This window comes from Cupriavidus sp. FW305-27, from assembly GCF_058787995.1.
In genome coordinates this window covers 1-7,424 of the sequence record NZ_JBYTAG010000123.1, presented here as the reverse complement: position 1 = coordinate 7,424, position 7,424 = coordinate 1, and the positions used below count along the sequence as shown (strand labels likewise).

Here is a 7,424-nt window from a genome sequence, read left to right as displayed (position 1 = left end):
CGCGTGGCGGCTGAACGGCGGCGTGTCGCGCACGCTGCGCTTCGGCTATGGCGAGCAGGTGCTGGAGGTGACGCTGAATACCGATGCACGCGGCAGCACGCTGATCTACGCGAACCAGGTTGTGTCCTTCGCCTGCAACTGCCAGGGAGATGAGATCCGCGTCGACCTCGGTACGCGCCACGCGCACGGCCAAGTGCATGCCGACGGCGAGGTGTTTCATGCCTTCCATGCCGGTGGTCACGTAAGCCTGACCTGGCTCGATCCACTGGCGCACGCTGGCGAGGCTGAAAGCGAAGACGGCAAGCTGACCGCGCCGATGCCCGGCAAGGTCATTGCCGTGATGGTCGAGGCGGGCAGCATCGTGACGCGCGGGGCCCCGCTGCTGGTGATGGAGGCCATGAAGATGGAGCACACCATCAGCGCACCGGTGGATGGTGTGGTCAGTGAAGTGCTCTATGGGGTTGGCGAGCAAGTGGCTGAAGGGTCGCAGCTCCTGGCGTTTGAAGCCTGATAATCGTGGGGAGGTTTCCGGCAATGCAACCAGACAAAGTCAAGATCGTGGAAGTCGGTCCACGCGATGGCCTCCAGAACGAGAAGGCGTTAGTGCCGACCGAGATCAAGGTCGCATTGATCGACCAGCTGACCGAGGCAGACGCCGGAGATAGAGCGATTGTCGGGGCAAAGACTGAAAGCCGATCAGCCCTTGCAGCGGGTGGCCACGGATCCATCCCCGGCGGCAGCACCATTGACAGTTCCAGGGTGTAACTAGCATCTGTACGGATGCGCACACCAATGAACGGCTGGGGGCTTGAGGCGCAATTGGCAACGGCAATGCGCTCCAAGCGCTCAGCCACTAGTCCGTTGTTCAGCACCGGATACCCTGGCAACCAACCAGCAATGCGAGTCCAGCCGCTTCGGCAAAGTTGGTCAAGCTCACCACCCCAAAATTGCGCAGCAGCTCGTAGCTGCTGATTCGCCGGTCGGCCCAGGCCATCACTAATAGGTTGTTGGCAGTGAATAGCTTGGCGCCGGGCACTACCAGCAGCAGCCCTAATGAAGACACCAGGCTAGCTACCAATCATGCAGCTGGTGGCGAACCCTAAACTTGGGTCGCTGGCAACCCGTACGGAATTCAGCGCTCCCCGCCCGATGAAAGCACCGGCCAGTATGCCCAAGCATCGCCATTTGCAGCAGCGGCAGGCGCGCCTTGGCCACCCCGACGGTTTGCACCCGCTCGGCGATTTCGCAACCTTCAAATGCCAGGCCACATGAGCCTAATAGTGCACCAGCGGCCCTGCCGCGACTTAGTTGGCAATCGAAAGTCATATTTTCAGCACTGATGCTAGGCAGCGCGAAAAACCGTGCTTGATTCGCGTCAACAACTCCTGGCAACCCGAGTCGGGAACCGAACCTTCGCGACTTGACCTACCGCGGCTACATAGAATGGCTACAGGGCGACGGCGTGAAGGGGGCTCGCGATGACCATCATGGAGAACATAGCGATTGCTATCTCGCGCGGGCCGTCATGGCGAGGTGAGCAGACGGAAATGTGCGAGCACAAGGGCATCGGACATCCCGATAGCCTATGCGATGGGGCTGTCGAAGCTGCGGCTCGCGCCTTGTGCCGCGCATACTTCGAAGCCTATGGCGCAGTCCAGCACTTCAATCTGGACAAGGCGCTACTCATCGGCGGCATGAGCGCGCCAAAGTTCGGCGGTGGCAAAGTGCTGCGCTCAACGCGGTTGATAGTATCCGGCCCTGTTACCGAACTTCCGTCGGCCAAGGCCGAGCTAGTTGTCGAGCAGGCCATTCGCGAGTACCTGGCGACATCCTTGGGCGACATTGGCAATGACATCCGGATCGAGCCAATCCTCCGCCCCTCGGCCCCGAACCTCCGGCGCGTGACCAATGCAGCGTCTCTTTCGCTGTCCAATGACACATCCTTTGGCGTCGGCTATGCGCCACTCTCATCGCTTGAAAGAGCAGTGCTGTTGATTGCCGAGCTTCTGCGCTCACGTGCCGACAGGGGAATGTTTGAGGCGGCGGGCCTCGATTACAAGGTGATGGGGAGTCGGCTGGGTGCGCATCACCGTCTCACTCTTGCGCTGGCGTTTGTCGACCGATGCGTCCAAGGCGTCGATGAGTACTTCATCCTCAAGGGCCGGATTGGGTCGTATCTGGCCGAGCACATCGGCACCGACTGTGAGATTGCAATCAATACCCTCGATCGCCGGGATGCTTGCGACGAAAGCGGGATTTACCTGACGGTCACTGGCTTAAGTGCTGAGCATGGTGATGACGGCCAGGTCGGCCGCGGAAACCGGGTCAATGGCCTGATTACCCCCTATCGGCCAATGTCGCTGGAGGCCGCAGCGGGCAAGAACCCGGCGTCACATGTCGGCAAGCTCTACAACGTGCTCGCCCACCGGTTAGCCTCTCATATTCAGGCAAGCGTGGATGGCGCGGATGAAGTCGTCGTCCGGCTTCTCTCCGGAATTGGACGCCCCATCGACCAGCCCCAACTGTTTGCCATTGATGTCGTGGCCGAGCGCGGCCTCTCGAGCGCCCAGGAGCAGCAAGTTCGTGAACTCGCGACGCTACAGCTGGCGCAGCTTCCTGCCTTGGTCAATGAGCTGGTCTATGGCACGGTAGCGGTCTTCTAGGCCCGGTGTATGGGGAGCAAAGCAACCTCGGCGCCGGCATCGGCTGGCCGAGCGGCTTCCCAGCCTTCAAACACATACGTCATGCGGCGTTCGACATTCATTCCTGAATCGGCACCCACCGCACCCCCGACCACCCATGAACGCTTGATTGAAATCAAGAAGCAAATCGACTGGTCACCCAGAATGAAAATGTAATTTATGCGCTGCAGCCCCTCTTAATAGCCCCAAGGAGAGGATGGAATGCCGACCAAGTCCACCACCCCTAATGGGGGGAGTTACGGCCTCACCGAAGCCCAGGCAGCTCCAACGGCCGCCGCAGGCCCAGCCGCCTCGCAGCAGCTCGTGCGTGACCCGGTCTGTGGCATGGAGATCTCCCCACGGGAGGCCGCTACCAGCACGGAGCTCGACCAGAAGCGATACTGGTTCTGCTCTCCACACTGTGAGCAGGTTTTCCTAGCCAACCCGGCGAAATATGTTCTTCACCCCGTTGATAGGCGTAGCTCGGCTGGGCCCTCCCGCAGTCCTAGCCCACCCGGCGTCGCTCCTATCCCTGCGGCGACGCCCGCGCTTGCTTCCCACGCCGCTAAGCAACTCGCCAAGGACCCTATTTGCGGAATGATGGTGGACAAGGCTACGGCCCTCTCCGCCGAGCGTGGCAACCGCAAGTACTACTTCTGCAGCGAGAGCTGCCTTCGGACCTTCGAGTCGCCAGAGAGCGAGTTGAAAGCCATGAAGACGCGCGTGACCATTGCGCTCACGGGCGTGCTCGCGCTGGCGGTGCTGCGGGCTGGCGCCTTCCTGGCACTGGCAGCCGGCGCGACGCTCGTGACTTGGGCCCCGATTCCCGCCTTGCCTTGGTTCACGTGGGGGATGTGGCTATTCCTTCTCGTCACGCCGGTCCAGTTCATTGGCGGCTGGAGCTTCTACAAGGGCGCATGGAACGCCATCCGGACGCGCAATATCAATATGGACTTCCTCATCGCCCTGGGGACGTCCGTCGCCTACTTCTACAGCGTAGTAGTGCTGTTCTTTCCGTCCTGGCTGCCCGTCAAGGTCGAAGAGCGAGACGTCTACTTTGAGGTGTCGGCGGTCATTATCGCCTTCGTGCTGCTGGGGAAATACATGGAGGAAATCATCAAGAAGAAATCCTCCGCCGCTGTTCGACGCCTGCTCGACCTGCGCCCCGCCGTCGCTCACGTGCTTCGCGACGGGACGGAGGTGGAAATCCCGGCTGAAAGCATCATGGTGGGCGAAGCGGTCGTTGTACGCCCCGGCGAGAAGATTCCCACTGATGGCAAGGTTATCGATGGCCAATCCAGTGTCGATGAATCGATGCTGACCGGCGAGTCGATGCCCGTGGAAAAGAAGCCTGGTGCCGCTGTCATTGGCGGCACGCTAAACCGCAGTGGCGCCTTCACCTTCCAGGCCACAAAAATCGGAGCGGACACCGCTCTCGCTCAGATTATCAGGATGGTCGAGGACGCCCAGGCCAGCACCGCGCAGATTCAGAGACTGGCGGACCAGGTCACCGGCTACTTCGTACCTGCGGTTGTTTCGGTCGCGATGCTGGCATTAGTGGGATGGACCGTCGCCGGTCATTTTCCGCAGGGACTGCTCGCATTCGTGGCTGTTCTGATTATCTCCTGCCCCTGCGCGCTAGGCGTCGCCACGCCAGCAGCGCTGATGGTCGGCGTCGGCAAGGGCGCGGACAACGGCATCCTGATACGCGGCGGTGAAGTGCTGGAGCGGGCCGAGAAGCTCACCGCGGTTGTCTTTGACAAGACCGGGACGATTACGCGCGGAGAGCCGACCTTGACCGATGTCATCCCCCTTTCTGGGCGAGAGAAATCTGACCTGCTGACTCTTGCTGCCGCTGTGGAAGCCGGGTCCGAGCACCCTTTGGGCGAAGCCATCGTGCGCGCCGCACAGTATCGCGCGCTCACCATTCCCAAGGCAGCCAGCATCAGCGCATTGTCTGGCATGGGCATTCAGGGCCTCGTCGACGGTCAGCAAGTCTGGCTGGGCAACCGGCGTCTCTTTGCACGCCAAGGCATCCCAATCGAATCGGCCGAATCTGTACTCGGGAAGCTCGAGGCCGATGGCAAGACAGCCATGCTGGTCGGCGCCGGCACACAATTGCTCGGCGTAGTGGCCGTGGCTGACACTGTGAAACCGGAAGCGAGCGAGGCAATCGCGGCATTGAAGGCGCGCGCCATCAAGGTTGTGCTACTGAGCGGTGACAACCGCCGCACCGCCGAGGCAATCGGCCGGCAGGTTGGCATTGAGCATGTCATTGCCGAGGTGATGCCGGAAGACAAGGTCGAGACCATTCACGCATTACAGAAGCAAGGGGAGGTCGTGGCCATGGTGGGAGACGGCGTCAATGACGCACCGGCGCTTGCCGCAGCGGACATCGGCATTGCCATCGGCTCAGGCTCGGATGTCGCGAAGGAAACTGGGAGCATCATCCTCATTCGCGATGACGTGCGTGACGTGGTTGCCGCCATTGAGCTGTCCCGCGCGACGATGCGCAAAATCAAACAGAACCTCTTCTGGGCGTTCATCTACAACACCATCGGCATCCCTATCGCCGCACTTGGACTCCTGAACCCCATCTTTGCCGCAGCAGCAATGGCACTGTCCTCATTGAGTGTGGTAGCCAACTCCGCATTGCTGAAGCGTGTACGACTTGGCTCCAGAATTGCCAGCCCGGAGGCGAGATGAAACACCCGGTGGCATGGATTTGCGCTGCCTTTGCAATGCTGCTCGCGGCAGCTATCGTCTACCGGTTTGGGCTGACACCGTTCACCATACTGGTTGGCCTACTCCTGCTGTCCTGTCCGGTCGTTGTGGTGTGGTTGAGTCTTCGCCTTTCGCGACAGTGCGAGCGCGATATACGAAACGCAGTTGAGCGTGAACGCCAAGACAACGGTTGAAGAGAGGGTCTATGAACTGGTTATCACAGAGTCTCACTTGGCTCCTGCTTGGCGGAACGGCGAACAGTTTTTCAGCAAGACCAAGCGAGATACATACACCGACGTCATCGGCACCATGGCTGCTGCCAGGCGGTACGGCGTTCGCTTTATAGGAGGAAAACATGAACCACGACCACAACGGTCATGAGCGGCCTGGCGACGCACTGCGCACCGTGGCCAGGTCCAAGCTGGTCATGATTGGCTTTCTGCTGGTGATTGCCTACTTCCTATGGACTGAACACCGGGCACACGTCATTCAGTTCCTGCCATTTCTTCTGCTGGCCGCCTGCCCCTTAATGCACATCTTCATGCACGGTGGACATGGACATGGACACGGTCACGGACCGGATGACGCCACCAAGGACACGAACGCCAAAGGAGAGCGATGATGCAACCCGAAACACAATCCAGCTACGGTCTCTGGTCGCTGGTCATTATCAACTCAGCTGTCTTCATCATCTTCGCCTTCAGCTTCACCAAGCCGAAGACCCAGCGCGACTGGCGCTCGTTTGGCGCGTTCTCCGCGTTCATTGTGGCGCTCTTTACAGAGATGTATGGCATCCCCCTGAGTATCTATCTCCTGCTACCGTGGCTTTCGGCGAAGTTCCCGGGAATCGACTTCCTCTCGCATGATGCCGGTCATCTTCCGGAGATGATTTTCGGCTGGAGGGGCAACCCGCACCTGGGGCCATTTCACATCGCCAGCGACATCTTGATTTTTGGCGGCTTCATCATGCTGTCTTCCGCCTGGCGCATTCTGTACCTGGCCCAGCAGCAGCACCGCCTGGCGACCACGGGTCTCTATGCGCGCATGAGGCACCCCCAGTATGTCGCGTTCGTCCTGATTATGTTCGGCTTCCTGCTGCAGTGGCCGACGATAGTCACTCTGGTGATGTTCCCCATCCTGGTCTGGATGTATGTTCGGCTGGCCAAGTCGGAGGAGCAGGACGCACTGGCCGAGTTCGGGCAAGCATATGAGGAATATCGCCAAAAGACACCAGCGTTCATTCCGCATATCTCAGCCCGAGATGTTCCGCGGACGCGTCCTCATTGAATTCAACCGTCATCTTCCTTGCACCCGGAGGCTGCCATGAAACCCTTCAAGACTGGTTTGACGCTATCCGCCACGGTCGTGCTGTTCTACGTTCTATGCACGCTCGTCTGGATGGTTCTTCCTGAGCCCTTCATGAATTTCATGAACGCGCTCTTTCACGGGCTCGATTTCCGGCGCCTTCAGACCGGCGAATCAGTATCGTGGTGGTCCATCATCTATCCAGCCTTTGTGTTTGCGGTGTGGTTCTTCGCTGCCGGGGCATTCTTTGCATGGTTACACAACAGCCTTCAAGGAGAGACCTGATACCAAGAATGCCGATATGACTCCAAGTCCTTGCGCCACAGCTCTTTACGAGCTCGTGTCACCACTGGCATTGAGACTCTGCTCCCCAAGCCACAGGTCGAAGAGATGTTGCGCCAGGGAAAGGGAGACCACCCCTTCTCCACGCTTCGGGTCAACGACCCCAATCTGGTCCAGGACCTCGAAGCTGCCAATGCCTCGGCAACGCAAAGAGTACAGCGAGAGTACTGCGCAAATCATTGATGCAGAAGTGCGGACGATTCTGGGCGACGCCAGTCAGCGGGTGAAGCAAACATTGCTGGCAAACCGGCACAAGCCAGACGCGCTGGCAAAGCTACTGCTCGAACAGGAGGTCGTAGACCGACCTTCGCTGGAGCTGTTGCTCAACGAAAAAGTTACCCCGCTTTCACCTGGAAAGCCCCACCCTTTCCC

Annotated in this window: 7 protein-coding genes and 2 pseudogenes; 8 read left to right on the top strand and 1 reads right to left on the bottom strand. The window is 59.7% G+C overall.

Annotated elements, in window-relative coordinates; genetic code table 11:
- Positions 1-511, top strand: a 511-nt coding sequence (locus AC3WRI_RS32605) for an acyl-CoA carboxylase biotin carboxyl carrier protein subunit (protein WP_492294977.1), incomplete at its 5' end; no start/stop codon positions are given.
- A gap of 23 nt (positions 512-534) precedes the next feature.
- Positions 535-651: pseudogene (locus AC3WRI_RS32600) on the top strand (hydroxymethylglutaryl-CoA lyase); the annotation flags it as partial.
- Between the two features lie 214 nt (positions 652-865).
- On the opposite strand, the gene AC3WRI_RS32595 reads toward AC3WRI_RS32600, so the two are convergent.
- Positions 866-1,078, bottom strand: a complete 213-nt coding sequence (locus AC3WRI_RS32595; protein WP_492294975.1) for a formate/nitrite transporter family protein — start codon at positions 1,076-1,078, stop codon at positions 866-868.
- A gap of 400 nt (positions 1,079-1,478) precedes the next feature.
- On the opposite strand from AC3WRI_RS32595, the gene AC3WRI_RS32590 reads away from it, so the two are divergent.
- From AC3WRI_RS32590 to AC3WRI_RS32565, 6 genes and pseudogenes are all read left to right on the top strand, one after another.
- Entirely contained in the window at positions 1,479-2,663 is a 1,185-nt protein-coding gene (locus AC3WRI_RS32590; protein WP_492294974.1) for a methionine adenosyltransferase, read from the top strand.
- A gap of 240 nt (positions 2,664-2,903) precedes the next feature.
- Complete coding sequence (locus tag AC3WRI_RS32585; RefSeq protein WP_492294972.1) at positions 2,904-5,387, top strand: heavy metal translocating P-type ATPase; 2,484 nt, start codon at positions 2,904-2,906, stop codon at positions 5,385-5,387.
- Between the two features lie 373 nt (positions 5,388-5,760).
- Complete coding sequence (locus AC3WRI_RS32580; RefSeq protein ID WP_058698034.1) at positions 5,761-6,027, top strand: DUF2933 domain-containing protein; 267 nt, start codon at positions 5,761-5,763, stop codon at positions 6,025-6,027.
- Positions 6,027-6,692 carry a methyltransferase family protein gene (locus tag AC3WRI_RS32575; protein ID WP_010809983.1) on the top strand — a complete coding sequence of 222 codons (666 nt, stop codon included), beginning with the start codon at positions 6,027-6,029 and terminating at the stop codon, positions 6,690-6,692. Before AC3WRI_RS32580 ends, AC3WRI_RS32575 begins: the two co-directional genes overlap by 1 nt.
- A 36-nt stretch (positions 6,693-6,728) precedes the next feature.
- Complete coding sequence (locus tag AC3WRI_RS32570) at positions 6,729-6,995, top strand: DUF5676 family membrane protein (RefSeq protein WP_010809982.1); 267 nt, start codon at positions 6,729-6,731, stop codon at positions 6,993-6,995.
- 190 nt (positions 6,996-7,185) lie between these two features.
- Positions 7,186-7,424: pseudogene (locus AC3WRI_RS32565) on the top strand (ATP-dependent zinc metalloprotease FtsH); the annotation flags it as partial.